Annotated in this window: 14 protein-coding genes; 7 read left to right on the top strand and 7 right to left on the bottom strand. The window is 70.7% G+C overall.

From position 1 onward, the window contains the following. Window positions 1-63 precede the first annotated feature (63 nt). Window positions 64-1,581 carry a depupylase/deamidase Dop gene (gene dop, locus H4W31_RS29650; protein ID WP_404825629.1) on the bottom strand — a complete coding sequence of 506 codons (1,518 nt, stop codon included), beginning with the start codon at window positions 1,579-1,581 and terminating at the stop codon, window positions 64-66. Between the two features lie 185 nt (window positions 1,582-1,766). Beyond that, entirely contained in the window at window positions 1,767-3,548 is a 1,782-nt protein-coding gene (arc, locus tag H4W31_RS29645; protein WP_192769649.1) for a proteasome ATPase, read from the bottom strand. A gap of 211 nt (window positions 3,549-3,759) precedes the next feature. On the opposite strand from arc, the gene H4W31_RS29640 reads away from it, so the two are divergent. Next, window positions 3,760-4,047: a ferredoxin gene (locus tag H4W31_RS29640; RefSeq protein WP_192772484.1), complete on the top strand. Its 288-nt coding sequence runs from the start codon at window positions 3,760-3,762 to the stop codon at window positions 4,045-4,047. Between the two features lie 72 nt (window positions 4,048-4,119). On the opposite strand, the gene H4W31_RS29635 is transcribed toward H4W31_RS29640, so the two are convergent. From H4W31_RS29635 to H4W31_RS29625, 3 genes are read right to left on the bottom strand one after another with little or no spacing between them, the layout of a single operon-like run. Next, the gene (locus H4W31_RS29635) at window positions 4,120-4,704 is read right to left on the bottom strand and encodes a hypothetical protein (RefSeq protein ID WP_192769648.1); all 585 of its coding nucleotides are present in this window, start codon (window positions 4,702-4,704) and stop codon (window positions 4,120-4,122) included. Window positions 4,705-4,723: 19 nt separating this feature from the next. Further along, window positions 4,724-5,668 (bottom strand): tRNA (adenine-N1)-methyltransferase, encoded by a 945-nt coding sequence (locus H4W31_RS29630; RefSeq protein ID WP_192769647.1) that lies wholly within the window; start codon window positions 5,666-5,668, stop codon window positions 4,724-4,726. Next, window positions 5,665-6,819 (bottom strand): site-2 protease family protein, encoded by a 1,155-nt coding sequence (locus tag H4W31_RS29625; protein ID WP_404825628.1) that lies wholly within the window; start codon window positions 6,817-6,819, stop codon window positions 5,665-5,667. The genes H4W31_RS29630 and H4W31_RS29625 overlap by 4 nt, the downstream gene beginning before the upstream one ends. Window positions 6,820-6,976: 157 nt before the next feature. On the opposite strand from H4W31_RS29625, the gene H4W31_RS29620 reads away from it, so the two are divergent. The 5 genes from H4W31_RS29620 to H4W31_RS29600 all read left to right on the top strand — a co-directional run bounded on the left by H4W31_RS29620 (window position 6,977) and on the right by H4W31_RS29600 (window position 13,969). After that, the gene (locus tag H4W31_RS29620; protein WP_192769645.1) at window positions 6,977-7,960 is read left to right on the top strand and encodes a RecB family exonuclease; all 984 of its coding nucleotides are present in this window, start codon (window positions 6,977-6,979) and stop codon (window positions 7,958-7,960) included. Between the two features lie 65 nt (window positions 7,961-8,025). Next, window positions 8,026-9,288, top strand: coding sequence for a sensor histidine kinase (locus H4W31_RS29615; protein ID WP_192769644.1), 1,263 nt, complete (start codon window positions 8,026-8,028; stop codon window positions 9,286-9,288). A gap of 73 nt (window positions 9,289-9,361) precedes the next feature. Further along, the gene (locus H4W31_RS29610) at window positions 9,362-10,048 is read left to right on the top strand and encodes a response regulator (RefSeq protein WP_192769643.1); all 687 of its coding nucleotides are present in this window, start codon (window positions 9,362-9,364) and stop codon (window positions 10,046-10,048) included. 604 nt (window positions 10,049-10,652) lie between these two features. Then, window positions 10,653-11,420 carry an ABC transporter ATP-binding protein gene (locus tag H4W31_RS29605; RefSeq protein WP_192769642.1) on the top strand — a complete coding sequence of 256 codons (768 nt, stop codon included), beginning with the start codon at window positions 10,653-10,655 and terminating at the stop codon, window positions 11,418-11,420. Continuing rightward, window positions 11,420-13,969, top strand: a complete 2,550-nt coding sequence (locus H4W31_RS29600) for an ABC transporter permease (RefSeq protein ID WP_192769641.1) — start codon at window positions 11,420-11,422, stop codon at window positions 13,967-13,969. Before H4W31_RS29605 ends, H4W31_RS29600 begins: the two co-directional genes overlap by 1 nt. An 85-nt stretch (window positions 13,970-14,054) precedes the next feature. Here H4W31_RS29600 and H4W31_RS29595 read toward each other — a convergent pair whose 3' ends face one another. Beyond that, window positions 14,055-14,708, bottom strand: a complete 654-nt coding sequence (locus H4W31_RS29595) for an HAD family hydrolase (RefSeq protein WP_318783470.1) — start codon at window positions 14,706-14,708, stop codon at window positions 14,055-14,057. Window positions 14,709-14,834: 126 nt separating this feature from the next. Further along, on the bottom strand, window positions 14,835-15,578 hold the full coding sequence (locus H4W31_RS29590; protein ID WP_192769640.1) for a neutral zinc metallopeptidase: 744 nt from the start codon (window positions 15,576-15,578) through the stop codon (window positions 14,835-14,837). A gap of 83 nt (window positions 15,579-15,661) precedes the next feature. On the opposite strand from H4W31_RS29590, the gene H4W31_RS29585 reads away from it, so the two are divergent. Beyond that, window positions 15,662-16,549, top strand: a complete 888-nt coding sequence (locus tag H4W31_RS29585; RefSeq protein WP_225945747.1) for an aminoglycoside phosphotransferase family protein — start codon at window positions 15,662-15,664, stop codon at window positions 16,547-16,549. Window positions 16,550-16,558 lie beyond the last annotated feature (9 nt).

Raw genomic sequence — 16,558 nt, 5'->3', positions numbered from 1 at the left:
AACGTCGCCGCCGCGACTCCCCCGGTCCCGGGTAACCGATCTTTCTCGCGACCGGTCCGGCCGTCAGCCGCCGGTGATGGTCTCCAGCAGGTCCTTGGCGCTGGCACAGCGGTCGAACAGCGCACCGACGTGCTTACGCGTACCCCGTTCGGGCTCCATCATCGGCACCCGTACCAACGATTCCCGCCCGACGTCGAAGATGACCGAGTCCCAACTCGCCGCCACCACCTCGGAGGCGTACTGGGCCAGGCACCGGCCCCGGAAGTAGGCCCGGGTGTCCTCCGGCGGCTCCACCATCGCGGCCCGGGTCACCTCGTCGGCAAGCAGCGTGGCCATCGAGCCCCGACTGACCAGGCGGTGGTAGAGGCCCTTCTCCGGTCGTACGTCGGAGTACTGCAGGTCGACCAGTTGCAGCTTGTGCGAGGCCCAGCCGAGCTTCTCCCGCTCCCGGTAGCCCTCCAGGAGCCGCAGCTTGGCCACCCAGTCGAGCTCACCCGCGCAGAGCATGGCGTCCCGGCCCAGCCGGTCGAGCACGCTCTCCCAGCGGTCGAGCACGTCCGCGGTCTGCTCGTCGACGTCGTCGCCGTACCGCTGCTCCACAAAGGAGTGCGCCCGCTCGTAGTAGGCCCACTGCAGGTCGAGCGCGGTCAACCGCCGCCCGTCCCGCAGCCGCAGCCGGTGGGACAGCGACGGATCGTGGCTGACCGCCTTCAGTTCGCCCACCGGATCGGCGATCGCGAGATCGGGCGTGAGCGCCTTCTCCTCGATCATGGCGAGCACCAGTGAGGTGGTGCCGACCTTGAGGTAGGTGGAGATCTCCGAGAGGTTGGCGTCGCCGATGATGACGTGCAGCCGGCGGTACTTGTCGGCGTCGGCGTGCGGCTCGTCCCGGGTGTTGATGATCGGCCGCTTCAGCGTCGTCTCCAGGCCGACCTCGACCTCGAAGAAGTCCGCCCGTTGGGAGATCTGGAAACCCGGCTGGGAACCGTCCTGCCCGATCCCCACCCGGCCGGCACCGCAGACGATCTGCCGGGTCACGAAGAACGGCGTCAGGTACGCGACGATGTCCGCGAACGGGGTCTGCCGGCGCATCAGGTAGTTCTCGTGCGCGCCGTAGCTGGCGCCCTTGTTATCGGTGTTGTTCTTGTAGAGGTGGATCGGGTGCGTGCCGGGGATGGTGGCCGCCCGTCGGGACGCCTCGGCCATCACCCGCTCACCGGCCTTGTCCCAGCGGACCAGGTCGAGCGGGTTGGTCACCTCCGGGGTCGAATACTCCGGATGGGCGTGGTCGACGTAGAGGCGGGCGCCGTTGGTCAGTATGACGTTCGCCAGTCCCAGGTCCTCGTCGGCCAGCGCCTCCGCCGGGTCGTACGCCGCGCCGGAGTAGGTGAACCCCCGGGCGTCGCGCAGTGGCGACTCCTCCTCGTAGTCCCAACGAGCCCGGCCGCCCCGAGCCAGCTCCGGACGGGCGCCGTACGCGTTGACGACCTGCGAGGAGGTCACCATCGGGTTGGCTCCGGCCTGGCCGGGCACGGAGATGCCGTACTCCACCTCGCTGCCCATGATCCGCCGTACGCTCATACCGTCGCCTCGCTCCGCTCGCCCATGTCGTTGAGCGTAGTCCGCCCCATCGCCGGATTGTTCGCCCGGCGTGTCGACACGGCCACGGTACGCCTCGACAGCGCCCTCATCCGGTTCTCACCCCCTGACGCACCCGGACAGCATCGTGGGCGCCGCGACCGCGACGCCCACGATGGTTCCGCACGTTACAGGTACTGGCCGGTGTTGCTCGCGGTCTCGATCGACCGGCCGGCCTCGGCGCCCTTGCCACCGGAGACGAGGGTACGGATGTAGACGATCCGCTCCCCCTTCTTGCCGGAGATCCGGGCCCAGTCGTCCGGGTTGGTGGTGTTCGGCAGGTCCTCGTTCTCCCGGAACTCGTCGACGCAGGCGTCGAGCAGGTGCTGCAACCGCAGCCCCTTGCGCCCGGAGGAGAGGAACTCCTTGATCGCCATCTTCTTGCCCCGGTCGACGATGTTCTGGATCATCGCGCCGGAGTTGAAGTCCTTGAAGTAGAGGACTTCCTTGTCCCCGTTGGCGTAGGTGACCTCGAGGAACCGGTTCTCCTCGGTCTCCGAGTACATCCGGAGCACCACGGCCTGGATCATGGCGGCGACCGTCGACTGCGGGTCGTGCCCGTGCTCGGCCAGGTCGTCCGGGTGCAGCGGAAGACCGGTGAGGATGTACTTGGAGAAGATGTCCCGGGCCGCCTCGGCGTCCGGCCGCTCGATCTTGATCTTGACGTCGAGTCGTCCGGGCCGCAGGATCGCCGGGTCGATCATGTCCTCCCGGTTGGAGGCGCCGATGACGATGACGTTCTCCAGGCCCTCGACGCCGTCGATCTCGCTGAGCAGCTGCGGCACGATCGTGTTCTCGACGTCGGAGGAGACGCCGGAGCCACGGGTCCGGAACACCGAGTCCATCTCGTCGAAGAACACGATGACCGGAGTGCCCTCGCCGGCCTTCTCCCGAGCCCGCTGGAAGATCAGCCGGATGTGCCGCTCGGTCTCACCGACGTACTTGTTGAGCAGCTCGGGACCCTTGATGTTGAGGAAGAAGCTGGTGTGCTTCTCCTGGCCCCGCCGTTCGGCGATCTTCTTGGCCAGCGAGTTGGCCACCGCCTTGGCGATCAGCGTCTTACCGCACCCCGGGGGACCGTAGAGCAGGATGCCCTTCGGCGGACGGAGTTGGTGCTCCCGGAACAGGTCGGCGTGCAGGAACGGCAACTCGACGGCGTCCCGGATCTGCTCAATCTGGGACTGTAGGCCACCGATGTCGCCGTAGTCGACGTCGGGCACCTCCTCCAGGACCAGTTCCTCGACCTCGCTCTTCGGGATCCGCTCGTACGCGTACGCCGAACGCGGCTCGATCATGAGCGAGTCACCGGCCCGCAGGGCGGTGCCGATGAGGGTCTCCGCGAGGTGGACGATCCGTTCCTCGTCGGCGTGGGAGATCACCAGTGCCCGGTCACCCGCGCCGCCGGAGGGGCTGTCCAGCACCTCCTTGAGCATGACGACCTCGCCGACCCGCTCGTAGCCGAACGCGTCGACGATGTTGAGCGCGTCGTTGAGCAGGACCTCCTGCCCACGCCGCAACTCTCCCACCTCAAGCGAGGGTGAGACGGCCACCCGGAGTTTGCGGCCACCGGTGAAGACGTCCACCGTGCCGTCGTCGTGCCGGGCCAGGAAGACACCATAACCGCTGGGCGGTTGCGCCAGCCGGTCAATCTCCTCCTTGAGCGTGACGATCTGGGCGCGTGCCTCCTTGAGGGTGTTCACGAGCCGGTCGTTGTTCTCCGTGAGTCGAGCCAACTGCGCCTGCGTCGCCGCCAGCCGTTCTTCGAGCTGCCGGACGTGTCGAGGGCTTTCGGTCAACTTGCGCCGCACCAGAGCGAGTTCCTCTTGAAGAAACGCGACCTGGGTGGAGAGATCGTGGGCCTCCTTCTCCCACCGTGCGGCGCGCGAGTCCGCGTCGTCGCTGCGTGCCACGTCCCACCTCCCCGGGGGCTTGAACGTTCTGCCCTAACACTAACCGCTATGACGCTGATTCGGTTCCACGCAACACCCTCGTCGCTGAACCTTGATCACTTCGTCCGCTCCGGGCGGGTCGTTCCGGGCCGTCCCGGCCGGGAGTCCGGGCCGTGATTCGGGTACCGTCGCGCCCGTGGTGGGCGACAGCACGGAACGGGCCGGGACGGTCATCGGGCCGGGGCCGGCGGAACTGCGGGTCTGGGTCGACCAGGACCTGTGCACCGGCGATGGGCTCTGTGTTCAGTACGCGCCCGAGGTCTTCGAGTTCGACGTCGACGGCCTGGCGTACGTCAAGGACGCGGCGGGCGAACTGCGGCTCGCGCCGGGAAGTCGGGTGGACGTACCGGCCCAGCTGCGCTCGGAGGTGATCGACGCGGCCAGGGAGTGCCCCGGCGAGTGCATCCACGTCCTGCGCGGAACGGACGACGTCGAGGTGGCGGGCCCGGAGGCAACCTGATCGCATCGGGGCGGCCCGCCGGGGCGCGGTCCCGTCCGGAGCGCACCGACCGGGCCGGCCGGATCCGACCGGTCAGAGTGTCGGACGGCCGACGACCGAGGCGACCAGCCGGGCGAACTCCTCCAGCCGGGCGATCTGCCCCGCGCCGCCGTCGTCGAGCGTCTTGCCGAACCGCAGCGCGTCGTGCCGGGGCGGCAACTGCGCCTCGTCGCCGGGGACGCCCTCGTCGAGCGAGCTGAGCAGCAGGTAGACGTCGATGCTGTCGACCCGGATCTGGCCCGTCGGGTTGCGACTCAGCCGACGCCGGCAACCCACCTCACTCACCGTCGAGACGGGCACCACCCGCAGCGAGGAGGTCATCGAGCCGGCGGGCCCGTCGTCCGGCGGCACGTCCTCGCCGTGCCAGAGGATCAGCCGGCTGCCGTCGCAGATCGCGACCTCCTGCCAGACCCCGTTCACCTCGTTGACGAACCGCTCCAGGGTGAAGCCGAGCACCGACGCGCCCCGGAGCACGCCGTTGAGCGCCTCCATCGCGACATCGGGATCCCGCAGGTACGCCCTGGCTGCCGACTCCAGGTCCTGGTAGGGCGACCAGTCCGGAAAGACCGCGGGCAGGTCGCCACCACCACCGCCGCCACCGTACGCCGGCCGGCTCATGGCGCCTCCTCGCGCGGGATCATCCCGTGGCTCCCCCGGACGTCGCTTCGGCCTCCTGCCGCGCCTGGCGGCGCAGCGCGTACGCCTCGGCGCCCTTGCTCGGTTTGCGCCGGCGGGCCGGGGCGGTGACGCCGGGGGCGAGCCTGCGACTGGATACGAGGAACGCAGTGTGCGCGATCATCCGGTGGTCCGGACGTACCGCGAGTCCGTCGGCGTGCCAGTCCCGCACGAGGGACTCCCAGGCGCGCGGCTCGGTGAACCCGCCCCGCTCGCGCAGCGCCTCGACCAGTTCGGAGAGCTGGGGCGTGGTGGCGACGTAGCCGATGAAGACGCCGCCGGGCACCAGGGCGCGCTCGACCAGGTCGAGTACTTCCCAGGGAGTGAGCAGATCAAGGATGATCCGGTCGAAACCGGACTCTTGACAGGTTGCGACGTCCCCCACCCGGAGGGTCCAGGCCGGATGCGGTCCACCGAAGAAGGATTCCACATTCCGGCGGGCGATTTCGGAGAAGTCCTCACGCAGCTCGTAGGAGTGCAGTTCGCCCTCCGGACCGACCGCCCGGAGCAGGGAACAGGTCAGCGCACCCGAACCGACGCCCGCCTCGAGCACCTTGGCGCCCGGAAAGACGTCCCCCATCGCCACGATCTGCGCGGCGTCCTTGGGATAGATCACCTGGGCACCGCGCGGCATGGACAGAACGTAGTCCGAGAGCAGCGGCCGCAGGGCGAGGTACGCCGTACTGCCGGTCGAGGTGACCACACTCCCGTCGGGCAGCCCGATCAGCGCGTCGTGCTCGATGGCGCCCCGGTGGGTGTGGAAGGACCGTCCCGGTTCCAGCGTGATCGTGTGCATCCGCCCCTTGGGGTCGGTGAGCTGCACCCGGTCACCGGGCCGGAACGGGCCCCGATGGGCCGGCACCGGGGCGGCCGGGGCGGTGGGAACGGCGGTGGGCTGTGCGGTCACTGAGTCATCTTCCGTTTCGGCTCCAGGAGCTGCGCCAGGTCGGCGATATGCAGAACGCCGATCACATCTTCGCCTGACGTCACGAGGTACTGCGCGCCCGGGTGGGCCTGTACCGCGTTGATCACCTGCTCCCCGCCGAGTCCGACGGCGAGGCTGGGCACCCCGTCCACGCCCCGGGCCACGCTGTCGACGGCCACCCAGGGCCGGCGCTCGACCGGCACCGCCTCGGCCGCGGTCCGGTCGACCAGGGCCACCAGCCGGCCGGACGAGTCCGCGACACCGAGCGTCGACGCGCCCTGCCCGGCGTCCGCCCCCCGACGCTGCGCCTCGGCCAACGGGGTGCCGGTGGGCACCGAGAAGACCGGGCGGGCCAGCCGGGCCAGGTCGATCAGCGGGAACCGCCGGCTGATCCGGGCGGCCCGGATCGTCTGCCCCGCGCCCTGCCAGAGCGTGAACGCGACCAGCAGGATCAGCACCAGACCCAGCGGCGGAAGCCCGCCCAGCCAGGTCAGCAGGCTGAACAGCACGACGGTGCCGATCGCGACCGCCCGGCCGAACCAGCCGGCCACCTCGGTGGCCAGGTTGCGGTCCTTGGTCAGCGCCCAGACCCCGGCCCGCAGCGCCCGACCACCGTCCAGCGGCAGTCCGGGCAGGATGTTGAAGAGCGCGACCAGCACGTTGCTCGCGGCGAGCTGGAAGGCGAACTCGTTGAGCAGGGTCCGGTCCGGCAGCGCGAGCGTGACGGCCACTCCGAGCAGGCCGAGCACCAGGGAGACGGCCGGTCCGGCGAGCGAGACCAGCAGGTCCACCCGGGGGCTCGGCGCGTCCCGGTCCATCTCGGTGTAGCCGCCGAGCAGTTCCAGGGTGATGCCCCGGACCCCGATCCCGTACCGCCGGGCGGTCAGCGCGTGACCCAGCTCGTGCAGCAGCACGGAGCCGAGCAGGAAGACCACGAAGCCGAACCCGACCAGATAGCCGGTGAGCTGGGAGAGCTCGAGCTGCTGTCGGACGAACTCGCCGTACATGATCGTGACCAGGGCGACCAGCAGCAGCATGGAGGCGTTGACGTAGACCGGGACCCCGAACACCCGACCGACGGCGATTGCGGGCCGACGGTCCGAGGTGCGTCGTGGTCGCGAGTTTTCCTCCATCGCAACGATGCTACGGAACAACCGGCCTGGGGCACCCGCCGGTTCGGCCGGGGTCGGCGCGGACGATCGGGGCGGGTACGCACGGCGGGGTGGGTGAGGCCGGTTCGGTCGTACCCGTGACCCGGTTCGGTCGTACCCGTGACATAGCCTTCCGGACATGACGGCGGAGACGGTGACATCGCAGACGGCCCCGCGGGGTCCGGGCACGACCCCGACGTCGGGCCGACCCACCCCGCCGGTCGCCGCCTCGCTGTCACCGTCGCGGGCCGCCGATTTCAAGACCTGCCCGTTGCTCTACCGGTTCCGCAGCATCGACCGGCTGCCGGAGCGGCCGAGCGTCGACCAGGCCCGCGGCACGCTGGTACACGCGGTCCTGGAACGGCTGTTCGACCTGCCCGCCGACCGGCGAACCCCGGCCGCCGCGGCCGACCTGGTCGCCCCGCAGTGGGAACGACTGGTGACCGAGCAGGCCGACCTGGCCGAGGTGTTCACCGCCGACGACCTCGCCGGCCCGGTCGAGTTCCTGGACTCGGCCCGGGGTCTGCTCGACGGCTATTTCACGGTGGAGGATCCACGCCGTCTGGAGCCCGCCGAGCGGGAGAGCCTGGTGTCCGCGGTGGTGGACGACGAACTGCTCATCCGTGGCTACATCGACCGGCTGGACATCTCGCCCGACGGTGCGCTCCGGGTGGTCGACTACAAGACCGGTGGCGCACCGCGCGAGGCGTTCGAGGCGCGGGCGTTGTTCCAGCTCAAGTTCTACGCCCTGGTGCTGTGGCGCACCCGGGGGGTGGTGCCGAAGGTGCTGCGGCTGCTCTACCTCAAGGACGCCGAGGTCTGCGACTACACCCCCGACGCCGATGAGCTGGTCCGGTTCGAGCGCACCGTGGTGGCCCTCTGGCACGCCATCGAACAGGCGACCCGGGCCCGCGACTTCCGGCCCAGGCCCAGCCGGCTCTGTGGCTGGTGCAACCACCAGGCGCACTGCCCGGCCTTCGGCGGAACTCCCCCGCCGTTCCCCGAGCCGGCCGCGGCGCCGGGCGGGCCGGTGCCGGTCCAGGCGGGCCCGACGGACCCGGCGGTCCAGGATGGCCCGACGGTCCCGGTCGGTTCCGGCCAGGAGGAGCAGGTCTCCTCCTGAAGGAGGAGGCCCAGGTCGCCGTCAGCGATGACCTGATCGGCCGCACAGCGATTACCGTCGCCACCATGACCCGTACCGACGTCCCCGCACCACCAGGCGGCACCCGGGACCGCTGGGCGTGGATCCGGTCCGGGCTCACCCCCAGGCAACGCCGATGGTTGGCCTGGGACGGACTGCTCGCCGTCGCGGCCATCGCGGTGGAGACCGTGGTGGCGGTCACCGCCCCACCGGAGCTGACCCCGCCGGGCTGGCCCGTGGCGCTGATCTGGAGCATCGCCTGCGCCGTGCCGATCGCACTGCGCCGGGTGGCGCCCTGGTCGGCGGTGGCCCTCGCGGTGCCGGCCTTCACGATCTCGGTGCTGACCGGATCGCAGCCGGTGACCGGCAGCGTGACGTTCGTCGCCCTGACCTACACCACCGCCGCGCTGCTGCCGCTGCGCCAGGCCGCGCTCGCCGCCGTGCTGCTCTGGGCCCCGACCCTGCCGGCCGCGCTCGCCCAACGGCCCCCGGAGAACCTCACCCAGCCCTCCCCCGCGTACGTGGTCTTCACCCAGGTACTGCTCGCGCTGGTCTGCTTCTTCGTCGGGCGTACGGTGCACGCCCGCCGGGCCACCATCGCCGCCCTGGAGGAGCGGGCCCGGGTGGCCGAGGAGAACCAACGCTCGCTGGCCGACCAGGCGGTCGCCGACGAACGGCGGCGGATCGCCCGCGAGCTGCACGACGTCGTCGCCCACCACGTGAGCGTGATGGGGGTACTGGCCACCGGCGCCCGGCGGGTACTGCCCCGCGACCCGGGCGTCACCGACGGTGCGCTGAGCACCATCGAGGACACCAGCCGGACGACCCTACGTGAACTGCGCCGCCTGCTGGACGTACTGCGTACCGACGCCGAGCCCGCCGCGGACCTCTCCCCACAGCCGGGGCTCGCCGGCATCGAGGCGCTGGTCGAACAGGTCAAGGAGGCGGGCCTGCCGGTGACGCTGCGGGTGGACGGCACGCCGGGACCACTGGACCCGGGGGTGGCGCTGACGATCTTCCGGATCGTCCAGGAGGCGCTGACCAACACGCTCAAGCACGCCGGGGCGGCCACGGCCCAGGTCCGGCTGAGTTTCGGCGTCTACTGGATGATCGTCGAGGTCTCCGACACCGGCCGCGGGCCGTCACCGGAGCCCGAACGGCTGGGGCACGGCCTGGTGGGGATGCGGGAACGGATGGCCCTCTACGGTGGGACCCTGCGCACCGGGCCCCGTCCCGGCGGCGGCTACCGGGTGTACGCGAAAATGCCGATGGAGCAACTGGGCGCGCCGATCAGTGAGGGGGCATCGTGAGGGCCAGAAGCGAGCGTGCCGGTGCGGCCAGTACGGGACAGGTCCCGTCGTCCGGAATGGGCGGTACGGCCGCATGACCGACCGCCAGGAACCGGCCCGGCCGATCCGCATCCTCCTCGCCGACGACCAGCCGCTGCTGCGTACCGGGTTCCGGATGGTGCTGGGCGCGGAAGACGATCTCGACATCGTCGGCGAGGCCGGGGACGGGGCCGAGGCGGTGGACCTGTCCCGCCGCCTGCTACCCGACGTGGTGCTGATGGACATCCGGATGCCCCGGATGGACGGGGTCGCCGCCACCCGGGCGATCATCGACGCGCGGCTGCCGGTCCGGGTGCTCATCCTGACCACCTTCGACCTCGACGAGTACGTGGTCGGCGCGCTCCGGGCCGGTGCCAGCGGCTTCCTCGCCAAGGACGTACCGGCCGAGGACCTGGTCACCGCCATCCGGACCGTCGCCAACGGCGAGGCCGTGGTCGCCCCGCGCATCCTCAAGCGGCTGCTGGACCGGTTCGCGGAGTCGCTGCCGGATCCGTCCGCCACCCCGCCGAAGGCGATCGGCGTGCTCACCGAGCGCGAGCGCGAGGTGCTGGTCCAGGTCGCCCGGGGCCTGTCCAACGCCGAGATCGCCCGGGTGCTGACGGTCAGCGAGACCACGATCAAGACCCACGTGGGCCACGTGCTGACCAAGCTCGGGCTGCGCGACCGGGTGCAGGCCGTCGTGCTGGCCTACGAGACCGGCCTGGTCCGTCCGGGCGCCTGACCGGCGAACACCGCCCCGCCGCCGCCCGACCCCGAGAGGTCAGGGTGAGGACCGACCCCAGGGCGTACGCCTGCGGCACGACGGGATGTACGACCCGCCGGTGCCGGAGTCGTCCACCCGGAGGAGGACCCCGGTACGTGGGGCCGATCCGAAGACCGTCCCGGCGTACGACGGAGTGACGGCCGACCGCGCCTACCGTTTGGCTAGGTACGAACGGGGGACGGCGGCGCCGCCGAGCCACCGGGCGGGAAGCTTCACGTTCCCGCCTCGGTCAATCGCATTTAAGGAAACAATCGTCGTGTGATAAGAAAACCGGATAGGAATGGTTCCGGGATGCCCGACCGACGGCACACCCGAACCGGACGCCGAGTCAGATTATTGACACAGGCAATCCAGTGAGAACTGGCGACACAGGGTCGATTCGACGGAGCGAGCCGTACCAGTCAGGGGCAACCCTGATTCGGTATCAGGGCCGACCCGCACCGGAATTCCGCGTCCGGCTCCGCCCGGGGACGGACGACCGGGTTGTCTTTGTCAGCGACGATAGATGCTGCCGGCCGGGCCAAGGTCCGGCCGGACCAAGATTGCTACAGGGGGAGACGAAGTGACGGCGACGGTAGCCCGAGATGCGCAGATGGCCGCGCGGGCCAGCGACGTATGGAAGGTGTACGGCAGCGGCGAGGCCCAGGTGGTCGCCCTGCGGGGGGTCAACGCGGAATTCGAGAGCGCTCGGTTCACCGCAATCATGGGGCCGTCCGGCTCTGGAAAGTCCACGCTCATGCACTGCCTCGCCGGGCTGGACTCGGTGACCCGCGGAACCATCCATATCGGCGACACCGCCGTTACCGGACTGGGCGACGCCGGTCTCACCAAACTCCGCCGCGACAAAGTCGGTTTCATCTTCCAGCAGTTCAACCTGCTGCCCACGTTGACCGCTCAGGAGAACATCCTGCTGCCGTTGTCCATCGCCGGCCGGAAGCCCGACCCGGAATGGCTCGACACGGTCATCGACACGGTCGGCCTCCGCGACCGGCTCAACCACCGCCCGGCGCAACTCTCCGGCGGACAGCAGCAGCGCGTCGCCTGCGCCCGGGCCCTCGCCTCCCGACCGGCGGTCATCTTCGCCGACGAACCCACCGGAAACCTCGACTCCCGGGCCGGCGCCGAGGTGCTCGGCTTCCTCCGTCGTTCCGTCGCCGAGTACCAGCAGACCATCGTCATGGTCACGCACGACCCGGTCGCCGCCTCCTACGCGGGCCGCGTCATCTTCCTGGCCGACGGCGAGATCGTCTCCGAACTCATCGAGCCGACCCCGGACACCGTGCTGGACACGATGAAGAAGCTGGACGGGCTCTCCGAGGCGGGGCACTGATGCTGCGCGCCACGCTGAAGAGCCTGCTCGCCCGCAAGCTCCGGCTGATCCTCTCCGGATTGGCCGTGGTGCTCGGCGTCATGTTCGTCTCCGGTGCCTTCGTCCTCACCGACACCCTCGGACGGTCCTTCGACACCATCTTCAGCGACGCGTACGTCGGCACCGACGTCGGCGTGACCGCCAAGCCGAAGATCGACGTCAACGAGATGGAGGGCATGCCCGTCGCCGCCACCTTCCCGGCGGCGACCCTGGACCAGGTCAAGGCGGTGCCCGGAGTGGCCACCGCGACGGGTCTGGCCCTCGCCGACGGCGCCCGGGTGATCGGCAGCAACGGCAAGGTGCTGACCTCCTTCGGCCCGCCGCAGATGGGATCGAACTGGACCGGCGAGAGCGGCCTGGTCAAACTGCGCGAGGGCCGTGGCCCGACCGCCGACGACGAGGTGACGATCAACGCGGGCGTGGCCGAGGCGGCCAAGCTCTCCGTCGGTGACCGGGTCGGGGTGCTGACCCTGCAACCGAAGCGCGAGTTCACCGTGGTCGGCATCTTCGGCTACAGCGGCGACCGGGACAGCCTCGGCGGCGCCCAGGAGGTGACGTTCACCGAACGCGTCGCCCAGGAACTGATGCTCGGCCAACCGGGGGTCTGGTCCGAACTGACCGTCAAGGCGGCCGATGGTGTCGACCCGGCGGCGCTGCGCGACGACATCGCGACGGCGCTCGGCGACGGCTACGTGGTCAAGACCGGGGAACAGCTCTCGGACGACGCCACCGCCGGAATGAAGGAGGGCCTCTCCTTCTTCAACAACATCCTGCTCGGCTTCGCCGGCGTGGCCCTCTTCGTCGGCATCTTCCTGATCCTGAACACCTTCTCGATCATCGTCGCCCAGCGCACCCGCGAACTCGCGCTGCTCCGGGCCATCGGCGCCGGCCGGCGTCAGGTGATCGGATCGGTGCTGGTCGAGGCCGTGGTGATCGGTTTGGTCGCCTCGGTGCTCGGGCTCGCTGCCGGGGTCGGGATCGGCGCGCTCCTGGCGTACGTGTTCGGGCAGGCGGTCGGCGGGCTGCAACTGGCCGGGATCGGCGTACCGGCGAACGCGGTGATCAGTTCGTTCGTGGTCGGCCTGCTCGTCACGGTCGTCGCGGCGGTGCTGCCGGCGTTGCGCGCCTCCCGGATCCCTCCGGTGGCCGCGATGCAGGACATCGCCACCCCGGACCGGCCGCTGACCAAGATCTCCGCAGCCGGCGCCGTGGTGTCGGCACTCGGCGGCACCCTGCTGGCGCTCGGCCTGAGCGGCAGCACCGGGGACAACACGCTGTGGACGATCCTGGGTGGGGTGCTGCTCGCCTTCATCGGGGTCGCGTTGCTCACCCCGCTGATCAGCCGGCCGGTGGTCTCGCTGCTCGGCAGGCTCTTCGCCTGGTCGGTGCCGGGCAAGCTGGGCCGGTTGAACTCGGGCCGCAACCCGCGCCGTACCGCGATCACCGCCGCCGCGCTGATGGTCGGCATCGCGCTGGTCACCGGCGTGACGGTGATCCTGGACTCGGCCAAGAGCAGCATCACCGCGCTGGCCGAGGACACCATCTCGGCCGAACTGGTCATCTCCGGTTCGCAGACCGGGGCCCGGCCGCCGAGCTTCGATCCGGCGGTGCTGCAGAAGGCCGCCGAACTGCCCGGCGTCGCGATGGTGGCCGGGCTCTACGGCGACCGTGCGCAGATCGGCGACAAGCAGACCTTCATCGCCGCGACCAGTGACGTGGCGGCGCTGCGGGACATCTACCGGGTCACCCCGACCGCCGGCAGCATCGACTCGCTCGGCCCCAACCAGTTGCTGGTCGACTCGGGCACCGCGCAGGACCGGGGCCTGTCCGTCGGCGACACCGTACCGGTGCAACTGTCCCGGGGCGAGGCGCAGACGTACACGGTGACCGGGATCTACGCCGAGTCGGACCTGTTCGGCGGGTTCCTGCTTCCGGTCTCGGCGGCGACGAACTTCGCGGTACCGCAGCCGACCCAGGCGTACCTGAAACTGGACTCGGGCGCCTCGGTCGACCAGGTGATGCCGCAGGTCGAAACGCTGCTCGCGGACAGCCCCGAGGTCTCAGTCGCCGACCGGGCCGACTTCATCGACCAGCAGACGAGCCAGTTCGACCAGCTGCTGACGATGATCCAGGTGCTGCTGGCGCTGGCGATCCTGATCGCCGTACTCGGGATCGTGAACACGCTGGCCCTGTCGGTGCTGGAGCGGACCCGGGAGCTGGGCCTGCTACGGGCCATCGGGCTGCGCCGGGCCCAGACCATGCGGATGATCACCGTCGAGGCCGTGGTGATCTCGGTCTTCGGCGCGCTCCTCGGCGTGGTCGTCGGCACCGGGCTCGGTGCGGCGGTGGTCCGGGCGCTGCGCGAGGACGGAATCACCCATCTCGTCCTGCCATGGACGGAGATGGGGCTGTTCCTCGGCCTGGCGGCCGTGATCGGGGTGGTCGCGGCGGTGCTGCCGGCGATCCGCGCCGCCCGGCTCAACGTGCTCAGCGCGATCGCGCACGAATGACCCGCCCGCATCCAGGGGATGGATGCGGGTGAAACGCGGGGGCGGTGTCCGAAAGGACACCGCCCCCGTCGTGCGTACCGCCGGGTCAGTGCGGCAGGTCGATCGGCCTCAGCAGGCCGGTGAGCAGCTCCAGGTCGACCCCGGCCAGCGTCTCCAGCATCCGTACGCCGTCAGCCGGGTCGATCGGCACCTCGCTGGGCACCGCGAGTACGGCGGCACCCGCGGCGAGCGCACTCGCCACCCCGGCCGGCGAGTCCTCGATCGCCACGCACCGGTTGATCGGCACACCCAGCAGCCGGGCAGCGGTCAGGTACGGCGCCGGATCCGGCTTGGTCGCGTCCACCTCGTCGCCGCAGACCACCACGTCGAAGCTGTCCCGCCCGAGGGTCTCCAACGCCACCTCGACCACGCTTCGGCGGGTCGAGGTGACCAGTGCGGTCGGCACCGTCGCGGCGCGTACCGCCGAGACCAGGGCCAGCGCACCGGGCCGCCACCGCAGGTCGGTGAGGAACAGCTCGGCGACCCGGTTGTCCAGCCAGGCGCCGCCGACCGCCGGGTCCCGCCACGGCTGTCCCAGGTCGGTGTGCATGATCTCCATCGAGACCGCCATGCTGGTGCCGACCATGGCGAGCCGGGCCGCCGTCGACAGCGTTCCGCCGTAGTGCGCGGCAAGCTCCTGCAGCCCGGTGTCCCACAGCCGCTCGCTGTCCACCAGGGTGCCGTCCATGTCGAAGAGCACGGCTGCGGGGTGCTGGCTGTTCAGGATTTCCTCCCGGATCGGACTGGGTCTGTAGTGCCGATCCTGCCAAGGCGACCCGTTGATCTCCCGGTGTCGGCGTCGAAGTGTGGCGGATCCCTCAGCCCGTCAGCCGAGATCGCAGGCCTCGATCGAGTCCCGGTAGCCGGCGAAGAAGGCGTCCGTACGCTGCTCCACGGTGCCGTGCGCCCCCTCGGCGAACCACGGCTGGCCCGGATCGTCGGCCACCGCCATCAGCCCCGCGGCCAACTCCTCGAGGTCGCCGTCCTGCACCGCCAGCACCTGGTCGCGTTCCGAGTCCCCGATGTACGCCCCGGCCATGCAGTCGGCCTGCAACTCCTGCTGGATGGTGAACTCGTACCGGATGCCGAGCCGGATCTGCACGCCGTGCGCGTACTCGTGGCCGAGCAGGTAGTACAGGAACGCGTCCCCGATCTGCTGGAACGCCGCCACCGCCCAGTTGATGTCGTACGCGATGAAGTCGCCGTCGGAGCAGTAGACCGCGTTGTTCCGGGGCAGCGGCTGGCCCCCGCACTCGATCTCACCGTCCCGCTTGTAGGCGCTGATCCGGCTGACCCGCTGGAACCGTTGCCCCGCCTCCCGGAACTCGCCGGCCCAGTAGAGCTCGGCGATCCGGACCGCGCTCTTGATGTCCTGCTCGAACTCCTCGACCGTCATGGTGCCGTCCGCCCCGGCCTCGGCCGTGCCGGTGGCGACGGGCGTACCCGGGTCGTCCGGAGCCGGCGGATCGTCCTCGCCGCCCGGTACGGCGAAACAGGCGCCGGCGACGACGAGCGTGACGACGAGCGCGAGCAGCCGCCAGAATCGGTCGCTACGGGGCAACGGGGTCATCGCGGCCACCACCTCGAATTCAGAGCGTCAGAACAGCCACGATGGCGACCGTACGCGCTGCGGCCATCGACGACCATGTACCGATGGACGGACATCGACGGCCACTGCGGTTGCCCGCCGGGCTGGACTGGTTACGGGGCCACCAGAGCGGGCGCGCCTGGTTGGCGGCGTTACCGGATCTCGTCGCCGAGTGCGCGGCCGCCTGGTCGCTGCGGACCGGCCCACCCTACGACGGCTCGTACGTCTCACTGGTGCTGCCCGCCACCCGACCCGACGGCACCGAGGTGGTGCTGAAGGTGCAGTACCCCGAGCCGGACAGCGAGCACGAGGCCGCCGCGCTCCGGCACTGGGACGGTCACGTCTCGACCCGACTGCTGGGGTACGACCCACGGCTGCGGGCCCTGCTGGTCGAACGATGCGTTCCCGGCGGCCCCCTCGCCGAGGTCGGCGCCGAGCGGGCGCTGACAGTCCTGGCCCGGCTGCTGCCGGCGCTCTCCGTGCCGGCGGGGGCGCCGTTCGTCCCGGTACGGCGGCAGGCGGCCCGGTGGGGCGACGAGTTGCCGGAACGCTGGGAACGGGCCGGGCGGCCGGCGGCCCGACGGCTGCTCGACACGGTCCGGGAGCTGCTGACCGGCCTCGCCGACGGGCAGGGCGAGCAGGTGCTGGTCCACCTGGACCTGCACGCGTACAACGTGCTGCGGGCGGAGCGCCGGCCGTGGCTGGTCATCGACCCCAAACCGGTGACCGGGGAGCGGGAGTTGTCGGTCGCCTCGATCGTCCGCGACTACGGCCTGGGACACGGCCGGGTCGACGTGACGCGCCGGCTGGACCGGCTCAGCGCCGAACTGGGCCTCGACCGGGACCGGGCCCGGAACTGGTCCGCCGCGCTGGCGCTGGTCTGGGCGTTCCAGGACGAGGCGGGAATGGGTCGGCACCTCGAGACGGCGCAGTGGCTCCTGGCCCGGCGGTGACCCGCGCCC

It is taken from the genome of Plantactinospora soyae, assembly GCF_014874095.1.
Taxonomy (GTDB): domain Bacteria; phylum Actinomycetota; class Actinomycetes; order Mycobacteriales; family Micromonosporaceae; genus Plantactinospora; species Plantactinospora soyae.
The sequence above is the reverse complement of the archived record's forward strand: the minus strand, read 5'-3'. Positions and strand labels throughout refer to the sequence as shown.